General features: G+C 52.6%; 16 protein-coding genes, 1 pseudogene and 1 riboswitch. Of the genes and pseudogenes, 10 read left to right on the top strand and 7 right to left on the bottom strand.

Going from position 1 to position 16,050, the window contains the following annotated elements:
- The first annotated feature begins 41 nt into the window (after window positions 1–41).
- Window positions 42–1,172 carry an XRE family transcriptional regulator gene (locus MHH62_RS22535; RefSeq protein WP_131670602.1) on the top strand — a complete coding sequence of 377 codons (1,131 nt, stop codon included), beginning with the start codon at window positions 42–44 and terminating at the stop codon, window positions 1,170–1,172.
- Complete coding sequence (locus MHH62_RS22530; protein WP_131670601.1) at window positions 1,162–1,770, top strand: hypothetical protein; 609 nt, start codon at window positions 1,162–1,164, stop codon at window positions 1,768–1,770. The genes MHH62_RS22535 and MHH62_RS22530 overlap by 11 nt, the downstream gene beginning before the upstream one ends.
- A 41-nt stretch (window positions 1,771–1,811) precedes the next feature.
- Here the strand turns inward: MHH62_RS22530 and MHH62_RS22525 are convergent, their stop codons facing one another.
- From MHH62_RS22525 to MHH62_RS22515, 3 genes are all read right to left on the bottom strand, one after another.
- Window positions 1,812–2,195: a hypothetical protein gene (locus MHH62_RS22525; protein WP_131670600.1), complete on the bottom strand. Its 384-nt coding sequence runs from the start codon at window positions 2,193–2,195 to the stop codon at window positions 1,812–1,814.
- A gap of 90 nt (window positions 2,196–2,285) precedes the next feature.
- Window positions 2,286–2,732: a hypothetical protein gene (locus tag MHH62_RS22520; protein WP_131670599.1), complete on the bottom strand. Its 447-nt coding sequence runs from the start codon at window positions 2,730–2,732 to the stop codon at window positions 2,286–2,288.
- A gap of 41 nt (window positions 2,733–2,773) precedes the next feature.
- Window positions 2,774–3,166 (bottom strand): hypothetical protein, encoded by a 393-nt coding sequence (locus MHH62_RS22515; RefSeq protein WP_131670598.1) that lies wholly within the window; start codon window positions 3,164–3,166, stop codon window positions 2,774–2,776.
- A 230-nt stretch (window positions 3,167–3,396) separates the two neighbouring features.
- Between MHH62_RS22515 and MHH62_RS22510 the strand changes: the two genes are divergently transcribed.
- From MHH62_RS22510 to nhaA, 6 genes are all read left to right on the top strand, one after another.
- On the top strand, window positions 3,397–3,879 hold the full coding sequence (locus MHH62_RS22510) for a helix-turn-helix transcriptional regulator (RefSeq protein WP_131670597.1): 483 nt from the start codon (window positions 3,397–3,399) through the stop codon (window positions 3,877–3,879).
- A 473-nt stretch (window positions 3,880–4,352) separates the two neighbouring features.
- A complete protein-coding gene (locus tag MHH62_RS22505) occupies window positions 4,353–4,688 on the top strand; it encodes a hypothetical protein (protein WP_339231939.1) in 336 nt (111 codons plus the stop codon).
- Between the two features lie 144 nt (window positions 4,689–4,832).
- A riboswitch (Fluoride riboswitch) is annotated at window positions 4,833–4,894 on the top strand.
- Window positions 4,895–5,032: 138 nt separating this feature from the next.
- Window positions 5,033–5,416 (top strand): fluoride efflux transporter CrcB, encoded by a 384-nt coding sequence (gene crcB, locus MHH62_RS22500; protein WP_017337059.1) that lies wholly within the window; start codon window positions 5,033–5,035, stop codon window positions 5,414–5,416.
- A gap of 10 nt (window positions 5,417–5,426) precedes the next feature.
- A complete protein-coding gene (locus MHH62_RS22495) occupies window positions 5,427–5,780 on the top strand; it encodes a DUF190 domain-containing protein (protein WP_131670595.1) in 354 nt (117 codons plus the stop codon).
- A 2-nt stretch (window positions 5,781–5,782) separates the two neighbouring features.
- A complete protein-coding gene (gene ppa, locus MHH62_RS22490) occupies window positions 5,783–6,313 on the top strand; it encodes an inorganic diphosphatase (protein ID WP_131670594.1) in 531 nt (176 codons plus the stop codon).
- Between the two features lie 310 nt (window positions 6,314–6,623).
- Window positions 6,624–7,826, top strand: coding sequence for a Na+/H+ antiporter NhaA (gene nhaA / locus MHH62_RS22485; RefSeq protein WP_106115699.1), 1,203 nt, complete (start codon window positions 6,624–6,626; stop codon window positions 7,824–7,826).
- A gap of 112 nt (window positions 7,827–7,938) precedes the next feature.
- On the opposite strand, the pseudogene MHH62_RS22480 reads toward nhaA, so the two are convergent.
- From MHH62_RS22480 to MHH62_RS22470, 3 genes and pseudogenes are all read right to left on the bottom strand, one after another.
- Window positions 7,939–8,472 (bottom strand): annotated as a pseudogene (locus MHH62_RS22480) (NUDIX domain-containing protein).
- Window positions 8,473–8,564: 92 nt separating this feature from the next.
- Window positions 8,565–9,416: a universal stress protein gene (locus tag MHH62_RS22475; protein ID WP_131670593.1), complete on the bottom strand. Its 852-nt coding sequence runs from the start codon at window positions 9,414–9,416 to the stop codon at window positions 8,565–8,567.
- 11 nt (window positions 9,417–9,427) lie between these two features.
- Window positions 9,428–10,915, bottom strand: a complete 1,488-nt coding sequence (locus MHH62_RS22470; protein ID WP_131670592.1) for a SulP family inorganic anion transporter — start codon at window positions 10,913–10,915, stop codon at window positions 9,428–9,430.
- A gap of 594 nt (window positions 10,916–11,509) precedes the next feature.
- On the opposite strand from MHH62_RS22470, the gene chrA reads away from it, so the two are divergent.
- The gene (chrA, locus tag MHH62_RS22465) at window positions 11,510–12,727 is read left to right on the top strand and encodes a chromate efflux transporter (RefSeq protein ID WP_131670591.1); all 1,218 of its coding nucleotides are present in this window, start codon (window positions 11,510–11,512) and stop codon (window positions 12,725–12,727) included.
- 323 nt (window positions 12,728–13,050) lie between these two features.
- On the opposite strand, the gene MHH62_RS22460 is transcribed toward chrA, so the two are convergent.
- The gene (locus MHH62_RS22460; RefSeq protein WP_153428071.1) at window positions 13,051–14,679 is read right to left on the bottom strand and encodes a methyl-accepting chemotaxis protein; all 1,629 of its coding nucleotides are present in this window, start codon (window positions 14,677–14,679) and stop codon (window positions 13,051–13,053) included.
- Window positions 14,680–15,487: 808 nt separating this feature from the next.
- On the opposite strand from MHH62_RS22460, the gene MHH62_RS22455 reads away from it, so the two are divergent.
- Window positions 15,488–16,039, top strand: a complete 552-nt coding sequence (locus MHH62_RS22455) for an arsinothricin resistance N-acetyltransferase ArsN1 family B (protein WP_131670590.1) — start codon at window positions 15,488–15,490, stop codon at window positions 16,037–16,039.
- Window positions 16,040–16,050: the final 11 nt, after the last annotated feature.

Genomic DNA, 16,050 nt, shown 5'->3' with positions numbered 1-16,050 from the left:
TGATGTCTCGGTGCATTGCCTAACAGGACGTCAAACAGCGCATGAATCTCCAGGCCCTTGGTGACAAGCTTCAACGCTACCGTATTCAGCTTCAGCGAACCGTTGACGAAGTCGCAGCTTTCACAGCAATCAACGTTGAGCGCCTGAGTAGTATCGAGAAAGGTGCGTTGGAGCCTACCGGAGACGAGGTGCTCATCCTTGCCGACTACTATCGATGCGACTTCAAATTCTTTATTTCAAACGAGCAGGTCGCCCCATTTGAGCAAACTGAAACGCTCTACCGGGCGCATGGCCGTGAGTTCTCGAAGGAAGATCGCTCTGCCATTCAAGAGTTTCTGTACATCTGCGAAACCGAAGAATTTTTAACCCAAGAACTCCGTGGTGCTGTCAGTACCTTTGCCTACACCCCACGGGGTAACTACTTCCTATCTCATGCCGAGGGCGCGGCAAAGGCATTTCGCCGGCAAATGGGTCATACAGACCGAGAGGTGCCCCGAGACATCTACTCCGAGTTTCGCTCAGTCGGTGTGCATGTGTTCCGGCGAAAGCTAGACAACTCCAAAATCTCAGGCCTCTTTGTGATGCACCCCGTCGCCGGCAAATGCATTTTAGTTAACTACACCGAGGACGTTTACCGACAGCGATTCAGTGCAGCGCACGAGATGGCTCACTGCATTTTTGATAGTGAAGAAGGAGCAAGCGTAACCATCCCGGGAGACAAAGACATCCGGGAGGTGCGGGCGAATAGGTTCGCCTCCTGTTACCTCATGCCTCCAGAAACGCTCAGCTTGCTTCCTGACCCAACTACTTGGTCTGAAGAGGAAGCTCAAGGATGGGCTAATAAGTTTCGAGTGAGCTGTGACGCCTTGGGTATAGCCTTGAAGGCCGCGAAGCGAGCCGACATTGATACCAGTCGACGAATCCGAGGTTACCGTGTTACTCGACAAGCCAAGATAGACCCCGAACTACCTGAGAGCCTCACCCTCCAGCAACGCGCGAGAAAAGTCGCTCTGCTCGAACGCGGTCTGTCCGACCATTACGTGAAGCTTTGCCTGGACGCACATAGCCAAGGCATCATCAGCCTCGGCAGGCTGGCCGAAGCTCTTCTCTGCGGCTATGGCGAACTGGCAGCACTTGCCTCTCTATATGGAAGGACAATACATGGCTATTGATCCATCGAAATTCCACAAGATCAATGTGGCCGACACCTGCTCGGTGTGGAACATTTTGTCTTCGCGCCGACTGTATGCGGCAGCTCAAGAAGCCAAGTGTGAGTTCTGCATGACTGGATTCGTCCTATACGAATGCCTGGTCAAGCCCCGCACAGCCGCCACCGAAGCAGACCTCGAGTTGAGAGAGCGCCTCAAGCAAGAGCAGACCAAGGGCAAATTCGCGTCCCATTCCTGCAGCATTGACGATCTCCAAGCCATCGCAGCCCTTGAAAGCCGAAAAAAACTCGGAAAAGGCGAGCTGTCGTCAATCGCCTTCGCAAGCAGAATCCGCCAAGCCTTCATCACTGATGATCGCAAGGCCAGAGCTCTCTCAGAAAGTGTTGCTCAAGCGATAACCCAGACAACGCCACACATGCATTCCTGGCTCATTTTCACCAATGTTCTTACAGATGCAGATCACCAGGTGGTTTTATCTCAACATATCGAAATGGGTGGCTCGCTGGCTACGCATCTGGAGACAGCTTACGGTATGGCGCTGCAGTGCCGGCTGAACATCCATGCTTCCAACAAGACACCAGATTTCGATGCCTTGCTTTGAAAAAGGCATACCGCAGAATGAGGGCGTTGAGGGCTGCGCCACTACTGCAGTAAGTGCGGGGAAAGATGGTGTTGGCCGTCTGACAATCGCAGAAACTGGCGAAGACTCGCACGCCCATTACCGTGCTGAAACGTCGCGATCACGTAGCGTGAATTCTCTGTGGTAAGTACCCAAAATCGGCCCTCGCGCTCCGCCTTAATCACGTCAGAAGTCCGGATCAGGTGACCGTCGCCGAACCGTCCATATTGGTCTTTGCGGTTGTGACCAAACACGACGCCTAATCCAGCACGAGCCTTTATGGATACTCCGCAGAGATAGGCTGTTATCGGTTTGTCGAAGCCTTGCGCCTGTGCTTTTAGGATTCGTGCAAGATCGAAATCTGTATGTCGTTTTCCATGAAGATTCACATCCACAGTGTTCAGCATAATTGCGCTCCTTTCGCAGCCAGTATGGCGTTACCAGGAAAACCACACGCAACCAACTGTGCTGGTATCGTGCAGGAATCTTGGTAAATCTCAGGCTGTACGAATCATGTTTGCGTGATAGATCGGACGAAGGTTGCTCAGCACATCAGTGTTGAAGCCAGGTTGGTGAGAGCTGTGGTATTTGGAGCCGGTCTCCACCTCTAGCAGGCACACAACACACTCGTTTTGGTCTTCACCAAGCGTCACTTTGGTCAGTTTCTCCATGCGCCAAACTCCCGTGCCATTCATGTGGGCAGGTGTGACTACTTGCACCTCTGTGATGATCGTCTCCGCGTCCTGGGAAATCAGCAGTTGCTGAAGCCGTGGTTCGCTGTCGATCATCAGAACCGCCTCTGAAATTCTGTCCTCGTACTTGGCCTGGACAGTTACGTGATACCAGTGATTACGAAGCACTTTGGATACCTGATGCCATTGGTACTGACCTTCACCAAACATACCTGGTAGACCGAGCATGTCGGCGTCGTGTGTTCTAAACATCGTATGTCCTTGGCCTGAACGGGCTCCGATATAGAGCGCAGTTAAAAGAGGGAGAAAACGTCTTTCAGGCTCGCGAGCTGTTCATGACCAGGGCCAATCAACACGTAAATAGAGTTTCTGGTCTCGAACGCAACACCGTCGTGGAGACCTGTGCACATGCTTGAACGAACCCAATCGCCGCGTTCGAAACGACCTTGGCTGTCCTCTGCCACGTTGTGAGCAAACAGGATCATCGGGAGCTGGCCCGCTGCTTGGCATTTGAAGAGTTCGTCGCGGGTGACTTCAATGCGAAATATTGTCCAGTCTCGAACCAAGCAGTAAGGCTTTTCGGGAAAACGTTGGTTCGCCAGCGCTCGTGCATCAGAGCTGCTCGACAGGCCTTCCAGTGGTGTACGTGGCCCCTTCATAAAGTCGGGTTCTACGACGCTAGCCATAAGGCTTCCCCTCAGTAATTACCATCAAATTGACAATTCAACTCTCTCTGCCCGCCGTTCACGATGGCTTGGCTGATCCACGACAGGGCTGCTTTTTCGTGGCCGTGGCGCATGGGTAAAGCTATTAAACCTCTAGATAAGCCCCAAGGCAATCATAACGAACCTGATTGGGCGTGTTATGAAGCGACTGGGTGTGGCTTTATCCTCAGATTTGGTTGGGGAAAATACCGATGGATGCGGCAGAAGCACTGGCTGTCGTGGTTCGTGGAATTCGCAGAGGCCAAGGTCTGTCCCAAGAGGACATCAACAATCTTGGGCGCTCTCATTTCAGCCGTATAGAGCGCGGAGAAGTCAGTATTGGACTCGACGTCCTGGTGAGGCTCGCCGGGATCCTAGACCTCGATCCGGCTACGCTCCTGCTGATGGCGACCTCCATGCAAAATCACGAGTCATTCAAGGACGGTCAGAAACGTCTTACGAAGCAACTCGCAAGAATTAGGAAGGCAGGGATCGATCTTGAGATTGAGTCGCAGGCTCGAACTGGAAAGCCACGTCCTGGGCGGCCAGCTCGTCCTGATGCGGCTAGAAATACCATTGAGGCCAATCGATTGAAGCAGTGGGGAATTTCTGTTGCTGAGATCGCGGAAAGGTTGGGGCTTTCTGAAGCGACTGTTCGTAGGTATTTGAAAACAACCAAGCCCGAACAGCCGTGACTTCTGGATGACCAGCACCAGGCTGAAAATGTCCCAAGAAGGTTTGCTGTGGAAGAGTGCTCTGCAACACCTTGGCCCGTAGGGCTTCATCACATCGTTGTCGAACTATGGACAAAGGCAGAGCCGCGAGCACGCGCAACCGTCGAGTACCTGGAAAGTCTTCACATTAGCAATGACGTGCTGAATATACTGAGAATTGCCCAAGCATCTGTCGGTGCGGTAGTACCTTACAGGCCACTAGAGCCAGACAGGATCGCGATCTATTCGGCTCACGCGGAGCATCTCGCCGACAAGTTGTTGAAGGCCATGCCAGTCGAAAAGCTGCCGCCCAGCTTGAAGGGGGCCAGGCTCGAGGTCGATCTAGGAATGTAGGTCGAGCAACGGGTGATTCATACATACTTCCAGAGGACACGCTGGAGCAGCCATCCTAGTAGAATTCGTCGAGCTGATTACGGCCCCCTTTGAGATGTTCTATGAACTCTGAATTAACTGAAGAAGAAATGCGTCGTGCGTTATTCGGTACGCCTCAGTCCGAGGAGCAGATGTCTGCTCCTGTAGTAGAGGAGCCAGTGGAAGAAGTTGTGCTCGCGAAACCGGTGGTCGCTCCAGCAGCCAAGAAGAAAGTAGCGAAAGCATTCACGCCCAGGTTGAGGGTCACGTTACGCGTTGGAAACGAGTTTGAAGGGAAAATGGTCGAGTTGATTCACGAGGCTGATACGTTGAGCTCATTGCTTGCTGAGCAGGAGGCTGTGAAGGCTGCTAGGAAGAAGTACAAGTACGTGGCAGTGGTATCGGTTAAATCCATGTAAATGCGCCAAATGACCTAATCGTGCAAAGGGTCGGCCCGTACATGGATCATTGATCAAACATCTTGCATGGCTAAAGGGCCTTCAGATCGCTTACATGCAACTGCTCTTGATGCCTCTTGATGCCATTGGCGCTGATGCTATAGGATCAGATCAGGAGATGGCATTCCTCCTTTAACCGCCTTCGTGCTGATGATGCCTACGTGAACCCTGGACAGGGTGCGTAGGTGCGTCTCCCTGTCCTCCATTTTAGGACAGGCTATGATCTTACCCTCCGAGTTTCCCTTTTCTTTCAGCGCGAGCCGCTTGCGAGTTAGTCCACTCAGGTCTGATGAGGTGGGCTCGCCATGCTGAAGTCATTAATGGTCATCGCCGTTGGCGCTTCACTTGGAGCCTGGTTGCGCTGGATATTGGGCATGAAACTGAATGCTCTGTTTCCTACGATTCCTCCAGGTACTGTGGTCGCGAACATGGTTGGGGGCTACATCATCGGCCTGGCCATCGCCTTCTTGGCCGCTTCCCCTACCCTTAGTCCAGAGTGGCGTCTCCTGATCATCACGGGCTTCTGTGGTGGGCTTACTACCTTCTCTACATTTTCAGCCGAAACGGTTGCCTTGATTCAGGAGGGCAGACTGGTATGGGCGCTTGGCTCAATTTCGTTGCACGTTGCAGGCTCGTTAGCGATGACCGCTGCCGGGCTTCTGTCCTACCAAATGATTGGTACTCGCTGAGGAGATAGAAATGAAAGGCTATATGGTCGTTTTCTTCACCCAACAAAACCGTCGTTATCAGGGAAAGATGCTAGGCGAATGGATCGTCGACGTGGCTAAAGAAATGGGGTTGCGAGGCGCCACGCTCTGCACCGGAATCGAAGGGTTTGGGCACACAGGAAAACTGCATTCATCGCACTTTTTTGAGCTGGCGGATCAACCCACGGAGATTCGCTTTGCAATCACGGAAGATGAGGCAAAACGATTGTTCAAACGATTGGACTCTGAGGAAATATCGGTGTTTTTCACGAAGACGCCAATCGAGATGGGCACCCTTGGAAAAACACCTTCCAGCTCAACACCCTCCACAACTTCGGAGCTATGAACATGAGCTACGCGGACATCCCAGCTGGCAACGCCATCCCCGATGACTTTTTCACCGTTATCGAGATTCCTGCAAACCACTTGCCGATTAAGTACGAAGTGGACAAGCCGAGCGGACAAATTTTTGTTGACCGCTTCCTCAGCACGCCGATGTTCTACCCGGCCAACTACGGGTTTATCCCGAACACGCTGAGCGACGATGGCGATCCGCTGGACGTCCTGGTGGTTTGCCTATATCCCGTCTCACCTGGAGTTGTCATCCGCAGTCGCCCGGTTGGTGTGATCTACATGACGGATGAAGCTGGTGCGGATGCCAAGGTGATCGCAGTGCCTCATGAAAAACTTAGTTCAATGTACACCGACGTGAAAGAGTGCTCAGACCTCCCTGCGTTACTCCTCGCACAGATCCAGCACTTCTTCGAAAACTACAAAGCATTGGAGCCGGGTAAGTGGGTGAAGATGGGGCGTTGGGGGAGCGCGGATGAGGCGCGGGAAGAGATTCGCAAGTCGGTAGCGGCGTATATCCCCAAATAGGCTTACTCCAGATTCAAATGCCACTGTCGTAGGATCGCGCTGAGGTGCGTGCATTTATGCTGGGCCTCAGTTGCTTCAATCATCAAATATCCGAGGAGCCACACGCCTGTAAAGAAGGATCGATGCTCGCTCGCCTAGTGAGGCTATGTGCTTGGAGCGCGCTCCTACGTTTCATGAGCGAGCCCGTGCCTGGGAACACACTGAAGGCTGATTAAGGCTCGGTGTAAATCGTTACAGGCTATGTGCCCTGCCGCGCTGGTAAACCTCGGATGTTAAAATAATCGCTTTGGATCAAAGCGCAAGGACACTGATGACTCATAGTAGAGCTCCCGCAGAAACCCCTAGAGCAGCCGCGATTCTGGCTCGCTTCCTATCGTCGGAATCCGCTGGCGGTCTTGTACTGATGGGCGCAGCACTCGCGGCCCTAATCGTGGCGAACTCGCCTCTCTCGCAAGGTTATTTTGCCGCCTTGCACAGTGTCTGGTTGGGCATGTCTGTGGAGCATTGGGTCAATGATGGCCTCATGGCCATCTTCTTCCTGATGGTCGGCCTAGAGATCAAAAGAGAGGTTCTGGCAGGTGGGCTTTCTACTTGGGGCCAGCGCGCCCTGCCGGGGTTTGGTGCTTTAGGTGGCATGGTTGTGCCTGCGCTGATCTACATCGCAATCAACTGGGGTAATTCTGAGACTTTGAAGGGGTGGGCTATCCCAGCCGCTACCGACATCGCATTCGCCTTGGGCGTCTTGTCGTTGCTGGGGAGGCGAGTCCCTACGTCGCTGAAGGTCTTCCTCGCCGCCTTGGCGATCATTGACGACCTGGGTGCTGTAGTCATCATTGCCTTTTTCTACACCTCTGGTCTTTCCATGCCGATGTTGCTGGCATCGCTTGCAACCTTGGCCATTCTGATCGCAATGAATCGATTGGGCGTCAGACGATTGTTCCCGTATCTGCTGGTAGGTGGTGTGCTGTGGTTCTTCGTGCTGCAATCGGGAGTGCACGCCACCCTTGCGGGTGTCGCTGTAGCGCTGTGCGTTCCAATGGGTAAGCCTGAAGAGGAAGCCCGGTCTCCACTGCTGTTCCTAGAAGAAAAGCTGCATATGTGGGTAGCGTTCGCTGTGGTGCCGATTTTTGGCTTCGCCAATGCGGGTGTTTCATTGGCCGGTATTTCGATGGAAAACCTAGTCGATCCGGTTCCGCTGGGTGTTGCGCTCGGCTTGTTGGTGGGCAAGCAGATTGGCATCTTCCTATTGGCTGCTCTGGCCATTCGTATGGGCTTGGCCAAACTGCCGGAAGGCAGCAATTGGGCACAGCTTTACGGCGTTGCGCTCTTGTGTGGCATCGGCTTCACCATGAGCCTGTTCATCGGAAACCTGGCGTTTGCTGGATCAGCTCACCTGATCGATGAGGTAAAAGTCGGCGTGTTGATTGGTTCGACCCTGGCTGCAATCGGTGGAGTCCTGATTTTGCGACGCAGCGCTGCGCCCGCCATTGTCGCCGCCACGGTTTCTAAATAAGCGTAAGCGAGCCGGCCACGGAGTTTCTCCCTGACAGAAATCCTGTGGCCGGAACATCGTCTCGCGAAGCGAGGTCATCGTGCTTTACGCCACAAGTTGCTGAAATATCCCCTCAAAGGCTGATTGGCGGCATCAACTCGGACGCGATTTTTTTCAGCATGAACGTTTCGCGCTGAATGAACTGCCCCATCGATGACTCCTGACGCTGCATCACGGCTTCATTATGCGTTATGGCTTCATGCAGGTTGATCTAGACAGGCCGCATACCATTAGCGATTTCGTGGCTTTCCATTCTTACGGGCGCTAGCTGGGGCGCGACTTCGCATTGATAAAAATGCGAGGTCATGTGCATCAGATCGTACTGTGGCTTCCAATAGGGCCGGTACTCCTCGATGTAACCGTAGTGCTGGAGCACCTGTATTTCACGGGCACCAGTCTCTTCCTCAAGCTCACGCTTCAAGCCTGTGACAATGCTCTCGTCACCATCAAGACCGCCTCCAGGAAAGCTGAAGTCGTTATAGCGCTCGGTGAACAGCAACAGGATCTGTTCATCCCGCATCACGATGCCGCGTGCTGCATGTCGACGGAATACTCTGCCCTGTTTGGATTTCAGCTCGGGGTGAACAATTTCAGTTATGAGTTGCATGTAGTTTCGTTACCGCAAGATCAGTTAGTCATCGTCCAGGGTGGCCACGGCATTTCCGCAATTCTGGAAATACTGTGGCCAGTGGCACTGGCTCAGCGAAGCAGCAATACGGGTAAAGTGGATGTCCGCAGCATCGTCGTGGTCGTGCTGCCTACAAGAAACTGCCTGATGCGTGAGTGCCCGTACGCACCCATGACCAGGAGGTCAATGCCATGCTCTGCCTGATACGCATGCAGTACCGACTCTACTTCGCCTGGGTGGATCTCGGCATGCACTAGCAGGCCAGAAGAGGCAAGTGTGGCTCGTGCTTTCTCCAGCTCGTTTTGATTTTCTTCAGAGTCCGTACCAACCATGACGATATGAATTGGCAGGCCCTCGCATAGCGGGCTTGAAGCAAGCATCTGTACGGTCTTGTGGCCTGCAGCGCTGCCGTCAAATGCCACCATGACCGTTTCAGGTTTTCTGAAATGGCTGGTTGTAATCAGGATGGGGCGGTGGATAGTTCGGACTACCGCTTCAATCTGGCTGCCAAGACTTTGGGCACTGCGCGCGCTGTCCTCACCGACTCTTCCAATCACCAGCAATCGAATGTCGTCTTGGAGATCGCTCAGGCTCTCGACGAGATGGCCGTGGCGCTGCTTCAGATCAGGTGACATGGCGCCAGAGATGACTGTTCGCTCGCGAGCTTTTTCAAGCATGTGCTGCCCATGCTCCAAGGCCAGTTTTGCACGCTGCGCATCCAGCGTGGCCAACTCCTCCAGTAGATGTTCTCTGCTACCGAGACCGATATTGCCGCTGAGGTCAGTGGATGCAGGATATTTCTCCTTATCCAGCACATGAAGCAAGGTCAGGGGAGCGCTGAGTCGTTGCGAGGCCCATGCTGCGTAATCGCAGACCGCCAGTGAGGATTGTGAGTTATCAATGCACGCCATTACGTGGGTCATTGTTGTTCTCCTTAGTGGCTCATGAGCTTGTCGATGGCACCGGGTTTGTCATGAACGCCGAAGCGGTCAACGATTGTTGCGCTGGCATCATTGAGACCTAGCACTTCAACCTCAGCCCCTTCACGTCGGAACTTGATCACGACCTTATCTAGGGCTGCGACGGCGGTGATATCCCAGAAATGCGCCTGTGTGAGATCGATGGTGACTTTGTTGAGAGCTTCCTTGAAGTCAAAAACTTCAGTGAACTTGTCCGCAGAGCTAAAGAACACCTGGCCCACGACGTGGTAAGTCCGATGCGATTCCGTCTCTTCCAGAGTGCTCTTGATATCCAGGTAGTGCCCAACCTTATTGGCAAAAAACAGCGAAGCTAGCAGCACACCTACCAGTACGCCGTAGGCCAGGTTGTGAGTAGCCACGACGACCACGACGGTCGCCACCATGACAAGGTTGGTCGACAGCGGATGCTCTTTCAGATTACGCAAAGAATCCCAGCTAAAGGTGCCGATGGACACCATGATCATCACAGCCACGAGTGCCGCCATAGGGATTTTGGAGAGCCATTCGCCAAGAAATACCACCATCAGCAGCAGGAAAACGCCGGCACACAATGTCGAGAGACGGGTGCGGCCACCAGATTTCACGTTGATGATCGACTGGCCGATCATGGCGCAACCTGCCATGCCGCCAAGCATGCCGGCAGCGATGTTGGCCACACCCTGGCCTTTGCACTCGCGGTTTTTGTTGCTGGTGGTATCGGTAAGGTCGTCGACGATGGTCGCGGTCATCATTGACTCGAGTAGACCCACTACGGCCAAGGCAGCCGAGTACGGGAAAATGATGCGCAGGGTTTCAAAGTTCAGCGGCACTTCGGGCCAAAGGAAAATCGGCAACGTATCCGGCAGTTGGCCCATGTCACCGACGGTGCGGATATCCAAACCGAGGTAAATGACGACGGCAGTCAGCGTCAGGATGCACACCAACGGTGACGGAATCAGCTTGCCGATCTTCGGTACGTATGGGAACAGGTAGATGATCCCGAGGCCCGCTGCCGTCATGGCGTAGACGCGCCAGGTGACATTCGTAAGTTCCGGCAACTGCGCCATGAAAATCAGGATCGCCAATGCGTTTACGAAACCGGTGACTACCGACCGTGAAACGAACCGCATCAACGAGCCAAGCTTCAGGTAGCCGGCAAGGATTTGAAGTACGCCACATAGAAGGGTCGCGGCCAGCAAATACTGAAGTCCGTGCTCTTTAACCAACGTAACCATGAGCAGTGCCATGGCGCCGGTAGCCGCCGAGATCATTCCGGGGCGCCCACCGACAAAGGCGATGACAGCACAGATACAGAATGAGGCGTAGAGACCGACTTTGGGGTCTACACCGGCGATGATGGAAAAGGCAATTGCTTCAGGGATAAGCGCGAGTGCGACCACTAACCCCGCGAGCACGTCGCCACGGACATTGGAAAACCACGTTTGTCTAAGTTTTTGCAGCATAGAAAATATCCAAGGCAAAGCATCGCGCACGCCAAGGGAACGGCGAGCGAATCGATACAAATTCAAATTTTGAGGATTTTTTGCTGTGTGCTTAAGGTGTAAAACCAGGCGTACAGCAGTGCGCACCCGCGAGCGAGGCTAGCGGAAGCAGGATGTTGCGAGGGGGCGTAGCGCTAAGGCGGCGTAGGCTGCCAGTAGATCGTTTGGAGTACAGTCATGCGAGTGTTCCTGTAGCTCAAGGGTATGCAGAGCAGGCAGTATACAGTAAATCCACCCTTGATCGCGACCCAGTGTCAAGCTCCACGAACATTTAATGCTAAAAGAGAGGTAGCTGAAGAGTTGGTTTTTGAGCAACGTCTAATTTGCAAGTATGGCTCTGTTACGGGTGGCAACGGTGAAAGCGGTAAGCATCTCGCGAGACCCGCTTAGAGCTCGAACTGGTTTTCGCTGAGTTGGTACATCATTATGAAACCAAGTTCTGATCCACTCGCAGGGCTAGCCGCGTATGCCTAAGGAAGGCCATCGGTTAGCCTATATACCGTTGGCTCCAAAGTATTTGGTTTTGTGCAGCAGTCATTTTGGGAGGGATGGATATTGGCAGCCGAAGATAGTGTAAAGGCCGTCACGACTGACTCCCCTTGGGCGGTTTTTCTGGTGTTTCTGCGCCTAGGGCTCACCTCCTTCGGAGGCCCGATTGCACATCTAGCTTACTTTCGCGAAGAATTTGTCGCTCGACGCCAATGGCTGAGCGAGCGTAGTTATGGGGATTTGATTGCTCTGTGCCAGTTCTTACCGGGGCCCGCCAGTAGCCAGGTTGGAATAGGTTTAGGACTATCTCGTGCCGGGGTTCCTGGAGCAGTAGCTGCGTGGGCAGGCTTCACATTGCCTTCGGCAACAATCCTGGTTTTATTCGCTCAGGGCATGTCCTCGTGGGGACGGGCTCTTCCGAGCGGTCTTTTACATGGTCTTAAAATTGTTGCAGTGGCTGTCGTTGCTCAAGCCGTCTGGGGAATGGGCCGTAGTCTTTGCACTGATGCCCCTCGAATAGCCGTCGCCGTGTTTGCTGCTTATGCTGCACTGCTTTGGCCGCATGCTTGGGGGCAGATTGGCGTGATTTTCTTCGGTGCCGTCATAGGATTGATGCTCTTCAAAACCCATCAGAGCCAAACTACGGAGTCTTTGCCGATATCGGTGAGCAGGAAAGTCGGTGCGGTGTTATTGCTGCTGTTCTTCGGCCTGTTAGCTGGCTTGCCATTACTGGTTCAAGTGTGGCCCTCTCAAGCGTTAGCTGTGGTAAACGTCTTTTTCCGTACTGGGTCATTAGTTTTCGGAGGTGGGCACGTTGTGCTGCCGTTGCTTCAGTCAGCTACCGTACCGAACGGATGGGTAGCCAATGACACGTTTCTTGCCGGATATGGTTTAGCACAGGCCGTACCAGGCCCGCTTTTTACATTCGCAGCATTTCTTGGCGCGTCCATGAATGCCCAACCTTCTGGTTGGCTCGGGGCTACCGCGTGCGTCGTTGCAATTTTTGCTCCTTCGTTCTTGCTCGTAATCGGCGTGTTGCCATTTTGGGAGCAACTGCGGAAAAGCTTACGCACCCAAGCCGCACTTTCAGGCGTAAACGCAGCAGTTGTAGGTCTTCTCCTGGCAGCCTTGTATAATCCAGTCTGGACGAGCGCCATATTGACTCCTACAGACTTTGGCTTGGCGCTGATAGCGCTTGTGGCTTTGATGTTCTGGAAGGTTCCTCCATGGTTGGTCGTCCTGGTGGGAGGTCTTCTCGGATGGTTACTCAGCATAGAGTTTTGAGGTCGGTTAAACAGATATGTGCTTGCCTCGAATTTTGGGTAGTCGCTGTGCCCACAATTTTTGCGACCGCGCTCAAGCAGACGTTGACTGCAACACACTGTTAAGCTCAGCGTGAGTGACTCCAGCGATCCTCCAACTCAGCCTGCTCATCAATCCCAGATACGTTCTACTTCTACAGGATGGCAATCCCACGGCGGATATCAAAGAGTCGAGCTACCGGTGCTCCGCAGGCCCGGAGCACCTAAACCCCACTTGAAAGTTGCGAACTACCTGATAAAAATTGATAGTTTATGCACGTAACGCTCCAGTAAAGAGGGCTATAACTACATTTGAAACTGCTTTACCAGCCTGTTCAACTCGACCGCTAGTTTTGTGAGTTCGGACGTTGCAATAGCTGTCTGACTTGAGCCCTCTGCCGCTTGATTTGAAAGATCACGGATACTCACCAGGCTGCGATCTACCTCCCTTGCAACCTGAGCCTGCTCCTCCGATGCGGTCGCAATCAAAACGTTGCGCTCAGTAATATTGTCGATAGATTCGGTAATCTCCACCAACGCGGAACCAGCGCCTTGAGCAGTGTCCAGTGTTTTCTGGGCTTGGGTGTTTGTGTGAGTCATTGCAGACACAGCAGACCCAGTGCCTTTTTGAATTGAGCTGATCATCTGCTCAATTTCACTGGTTGATTGCTGAGTACGATGAGCTAAAGCTCGGACTTCATCAGCGACTACTGCGAAGCCTCGACCCGCCTCACCCGCACGAGCGGCTTCGATAGCCGCATTCAACGCAAGAAGATTGGTTTGTTCGGCGATAGCGCGTATCACATCCAAAACCTTGCTGATGTCGGTGGCCATTACGGCGAGCCCTTGTACCTCTTGGGATGCGTCTTCAACATTTGCGACCATCAGGCTGATGGCCTGCACGGTTTCATCGACGCGTGCACGACCAGCCAACGCGGCGGAGTTGGATCGATTGGCTGCTTCAGAGGCTTGCGAGGCATTTCTAGCTACCTCTTCTACCGCTGCACTCATCTCAGTGACGGCAGTGGCTGCCATTTCAACTTCGTTATTTTGACGCAGCATGCCTTTATTTGCGTCTTCGGTGACAGCATGCATTTCTTCAGACGTCGAAGCCAACTGGTTGGAGGAATCAGATATCAAAGAAAGGGTATTTCGTAGACCATGCTGCATTACACTTAAAGCTCGCATAAGTCTAGCCACCTCATCGTGTCCTTGAGCTTCGATAACTCCGGTGAGATCGTTTTTAGCAATGCGCTCGGCAATAGCTAGTAATTGGCTGATCGGGCTGGTAATACTCCGGGTGTACATCAAGGCCAGTGCAATAGCTGCCAAGGTACTTATCAATATAAATGCCCCAACGATTAACTTAGCTTGCTCATAAGTTTGACTCGCCTCCTCCCCGGCTCGTTTAGCTTTGTTATTATTAACGTCTATCATTTCTTCGATATGGCCTTCAACAGCATCAGCAGATTGTTTCATCGACTCGCTGGAAAGCTTGACTGCCTCATCTAAACTTCCTGAGGAAATTAGAGATAAGTATTGATCTTGAACAGTTTGATAGCTGGCAAGGCTTTTTGAAAGCTCATCAATTTTCTGCTTGCCTATCGGGGTTACGATTAGAGGTTGCAAATTCGTCAGCGAATTCTGGATATTAACTCTAGCCTTATTTAATTCCTCTAGAGCTTGAGTTTTGCGACTTGCGGGCTCTACAGGGTTGCGCAACCGTGCGTTGCTACCTCTGATGCTTACAAACTCCCTGTCAATTATCCCAAGTATGGATATGCTGGGAACAACATTCGTTTCAACGAAACTTTCAGAATCCTTCAAACTTGACGTCTGCTTAAGGGCGATGATCCCAAGTGCAATAATCATAAGGCAAAAGAAACCAAAGCATAGAGCCGAGCGCGGAGCAAGGTTGAGTTTGCGCAGTATCATAATTAGAGCCTCGTGTGAATTATCAGCAATGTCGTCAATCGCCACGCGAGCTTGAGCACCGTTCGTCGGGCAATTCAATGTAGCTCGAGAAGGCTGGCCTTCTATTTTAGATATTATGTTTCTGAATGTGAGCATTGAGGATTTATGCGGAGGCGTCGACCGAAATAGGATTTAGGGCATGCTTCATTTGAACATATAGAAATTTTAAATTAGCGCTTACCAAGTAATAACCTAGTAAATCATTTATAGGGTATTCGCATTGCATATGAGTGCTTTCGCCATCACCCAGTGAGGTATTTTCACTTGCTTCACTATATTCAGAGCGGCGAGTGTTAATTCGATCAATGTAGACCAGGCAAGCTCCGCCCAATCTCCATAAGCCACCATTCACAGATCAAATGAGGCGACACTTCGAATTTCATACACGACGACTTTGGCGTCATTACCAGCGATTCGTAGATTGCCCAGATGATGGAGCGTTGGAGCAAACCCAGTAAACAATATGATGGTATCGAAAAGCGTCTCGTAGTTCGATGTGCACTCTCCGGTTGGGGATGGGTTTGAGGGGAAATTATTGAGTTGATTCACTAGGCTGATACGTTGATCTCGTTGATTGCTGGGCAAGCGGCTCTAAAGGCTACTAAGAAGAAATGCAAGTATGTGGACGTAGTTCCGACCAAATCGTTGCAGACGCCCCATCTGCCCTACTTAGGCGAATGGCAGCGCCCGTAACATTTCTCTATCTCGAGCATGTCCAAGGCTGATCTAAAAAGGGTAATGTTCAGCTTTCGAATCAGGGACGACATACATGGCTTTGAAAATCCGTACGGCGGCGGTAGCAGATGCTGTAGCCATACAGCGCATTTACGCCCCCATCGTTTCTAAAACAGCGATCTCCTTCGAAGAGATTCCGCCAAGCGCTGAGGAAATCGCTCAGCGAATAGCTACAACGCTTCAGACATATCCCTACCTTGTGGCCGAAGACGGTGGGGAGATCAAGGGCTACGCCTATGCCAGCCAGCACCGCGCACGTCCGGCCTACAGGTGGGCGGTGGACGTGACGGTATACATAGCTGAATCGGCTCGCCGACAGCGCGTTGGCCGTAAGCTTTATGAGACTTTGCTTCCTATACTTGAAAAACAGAGATTTCGCGCAGCTTACGCTGGAATTGCTCAGCCCAATGAAGGCAGTGTGGGTCTGCACGAGTCGCTGGGATTCGTCCATATCGGTACATATCCGGAGGTTGGCTTCAAGCTTGGGAAATGGCACGACGTCGGCTACTGGCGGCTCGGACTGTGCCAGGCAACTCCGCCACTGGAGCCTATTCTCTTCCCCCAGCTGGAAGTCGCATTACAGTAGGCTCACTCGAT

The organism is Pseudomonas sp. FSL L8-0168, from assembly GCF_037976155.1.
GTDB classification, from domain to species: Bacteria; Pseudomonadota; Gammaproteobacteria; order Pseudomonadales; family Pseudomonadaceae; genus Aquipseudomonas; species Aquipseudomonas paracarnis.
Note: the sequence above shows the minus strand (reverse complement) of the source record. Positions and strands in the feature narration are given on the sequence as shown.

What these genes read in the sequence shown, in the direction of transcription:
- MHH62_RS22535 (WP_131670602.1), top strand. Translation starts at nt 42, where the DNA reads ATGAATCTCCAGGCCCTTGGTGACAAGCTTCAACGCTACCGTATTCAG.
- MHH62_RS22530 (WP_131670601.1), top strand. Translation starts at nt 1,162, where the DNA reads ATGGCTATTGATCCATCGAAATTCCACAAGATCAATGTGGCCGACACC.
- MHH62_RS22525 (WP_131670600.1), bottom strand. Translation starts at nt 2,195, where the DNA reads ATGCTGAACACTGTGGATGTGAATCTTCATGGAAAACGACATACAGAT.
- MHH62_RS22520 (WP_131670599.1), bottom strand. Translation starts at nt 2,732, where the DNA reads ATGTTTAGAACACACGACGCCGACATGCTCGGTCTACCAGGTATGTTT.
- MHH62_RS22515 (WP_131670598.1), bottom strand. Translation starts at nt 3,166, where the DNA reads ATGGCTAGCGTCGTAGAACCCGACTTTATGAAGGGGCCACGTACACCA.
- MHH62_RS22510 (WP_131670597.1), top strand. Translation starts at nt 3,397, where the DNA reads ATGGATGCGGCAGAAGCACTGGCTGTCGTGGTTCGTGGAATTCGCAGA.
- MHH62_RS22505 (WP_339231939.1), top strand. Translation starts at nt 4,353, where the DNA reads ATGAACTCTGAATTAACTGAAGAAGAAATGCGTCGTGCGTTATTCGGT.
- crcB (WP_017337059.1), top strand. Translation starts at nt 5,033, where the DNA reads ATGCTGAAGTCATTAATGGTCATCGCCGTTGGCGCTTCACTTGGAGCC.
- MHH62_RS22495 (WP_131670595.1), top strand. Translation starts at nt 5,427, where the DNA reads ATGAAAGGCTATATGGTCGTTTTCTTCACCCAACAAAACCGTCGTTAT.
- ppa (WP_131670594.1), top strand. Translation starts at nt 5,783, where the DNA reads ATGAGCTACGCGGACATCCCAGCTGGCAACGCCATCCCCGATGACTTT.
- nhaA (WP_106115699.1), top strand. Translation starts at nt 6,624, where the DNA reads ATGACTCATAGTAGAGCTCCCGCAGAAACCCCTAGAGCAGCCGCGATT.
- MHH62_RS22475 (WP_131670593.1), bottom strand. Translation starts at nt 9,416, where the DNA reads ATGACCCACGTAATGGCGTGCATTGATAACTCACAATCCTCACTGGCG.
- MHH62_RS22470 (WP_131670592.1), bottom strand. Translation starts at nt 10,915, where the DNA reads ATGCTGCAAAAACTTAGACAAACGTGGTTTTCCAATGTCCGTGGCGAC.
- MHH62_RS22460 (WP_153428071.1), bottom strand. Translation starts at nt 14,679, where the DNA reads ATGATACTGCGCAAACTCAACCTTGCTCCGCGCTCGGCTCTATGCTTT.
- MHH62_RS22455 (WP_131670590.1), top strand. Translation starts at nt 15,488, where the DNA reads ATGGCTTTGAAAATCCGTACGGCGGCGGTAGCAGATGCTGTAGCCATA.